Origin of the sequence: Kitasatospora sp. NPDC093558, assembly GCF_040683475.1 — a bacterium.
Classification (GTDB): domain Bacteria; phylum Actinomycetota; class Actinomycetes; order Streptomycetales; family Streptomycetaceae; genus Kitasatospora.
Map to the genome: position 1 here is coordinate 1 of NZ_JBFBDY010001021.1, position 1,709 is coordinate 1,709.

Below are 1,709 nucleotides of genomic sequence, written 5' to 3' on the forward strand. Positions count from 1 at the left end.
GGCCGGTGCGCCTGGTCGAAGCCGGCCGCGGTGCGCAGCACGGTGTCCACGGCGCCGACCGCGAGCGCGGACATCACCGTCCGGCTGAGGTGGAAGGAGCGCAGCGCGGCCTCGATGCCGTGGCCGGGCGGCCCGAGCAGGGCGTCGTCCGGCAGCGGGCAGTCGTCGAACTCCAGCCCGGCGAACCGGCAGCCGCGCAGGCCGACGGCGAGGTGCCGGGGCAGGGTGCGGGCCCGGTCCGGCGGCAGGGCGCGCGGGTCGAACAGCAGCGCCGACAGGCTCCGGCTGCCGGGGGCCGGGTCGGTGCGGCAGAACAGCACCAGCGCCTCGGCCCGGTCCAGGTTGTTGATCGCGGGCTTGCCGCCGCTCAGCAGCAGGCCGCCGCCGCCGGGCCGGCGGGCGGTCACCTGGCTGCGCACGTAGTCGTTGCTGTGGGTGGTCTCGGGCTGCGCGATCGCGGCCCGGCCGCCGGCCAGCATGACGCCGGCGAGCCGGGCCTGCTGTTCGGGGGTGCCGTCGGTCCAGACGTCGGAGGCGGCCATGTAGCTGGTCATCCCGTAGCCCATGCCGAGGGAGACGTCGCGCCGGAACACCGGGCGCATCACCTCGACCAGGCCGGGCACGGTGTCCAGGCGCCCGCCGAGCCCGGCCGGGACGAACTCGGCGGAGCCGCCGAAGTCGTCCAGCGCGGCCTCGCCGTCGTCGAACCGCCGGGCCTCCTCGTCGGCGCGCAGCAGGGCGGCGAAGCCGAGCGGGTTGGCCGGGTCGCCGGGGTCGCCGAGGCGGGCCTCCAGGTCGGCGGCGCGCGCGGCGGCCGCGTCCGCGCCCACCGGGGCGGGGGCGGGCAGGGTGGTCACCACGGCTGCACTCCCCCGCCGACGGGCTGCGGGTGGAGCAGGTCCTCGCCGAGCGCGCGGTCCTTCGCCCGCACGACGGCCCGCACGGCGCCGTCCAGGACCTCGTAGTCGCCGCGGACCTTCCCCTCCAGGAAGAGCGTGCGCATCAGCGTGCGCTGCACCTTGCCGCTCGTGGTGCGCCGGACGGTCCCGGGGCGCACCAGCAGCAGGTTGGCGACCGGCACGTTGAACTCGCGGCCGACCTTCTCGATGATCCGGCGCGACAGCTCGCGCAGCGACTGCTCGTTCTGGCCCGCGCTGCGCACCTCCTGCACCAGCACCAGTTGTTCGCGCCCGGCGTCGACGGCGAACGCGGCGCCGGTGGCGGCGGACAGCTGCGGCGCGGTCGAGCGCACGGCCGCCTCGATGTCGTACGGGTAGAGGTTGCGCCCGTTGAGGATCAGCACCTCCTTGACCCGGCCGGTGACGTAGAGCTCGCCGTCGCGCAGGACGCCGAGGTCGCCGGTGCGCAGGTAGCCGCTCGCGCCGTCGCGCAGGGTCGCTCTGAACGTCTCCTCGCTCTCCTTGGGCCGGCGCCAGTAGCCCTGGGCGACGCTCGGCCCGCGCAACCACACCTCGCCGACCGCGCCGTCGGGCAGTTCGGCGCCGGTCTCCGGTTCGACGATGCGCAGGTCGTAGCCGGCCGGACGGCCGCAGGCGACGAGCGTCCGCGCGCCGGCCGTCCCCTCGGCCACGGGCTCGAAGGTGTTGCGCTCCAGGGCCCGCGGGTCCGCGCCGCCATGCGCCCCGGCCCCATCGGCTCCGCCGGCACCACGATCGTCACGACCGGCATGGTGCTCGGCCCAGAAGGAG

The 1,709-nt window shown here is 76.5% G+C and carries 1 protein-coding gene and 1 pseudogene; both read right to left on the reverse strand.

Annotation, left to right across the window (positions count from 1 at the left end):
• Positions 1 to 860, reverse strand: a pseudogene (locus tag AB0O00_RS38055) (acyl-CoA dehydrogenase); the annotation flags it as partial.
• Positions 854 to 1,709: AMP-binding protein (locus AB0O00_RS38060; RefSeq protein WP_363659266.1), on the reverse strand; the 856-nt coding region annotated here is incomplete at its 5' end. The gene AB0O00_RS38060 and the pseudogene AB0O00_RS38055, both read right to left, overlap by 7 nt.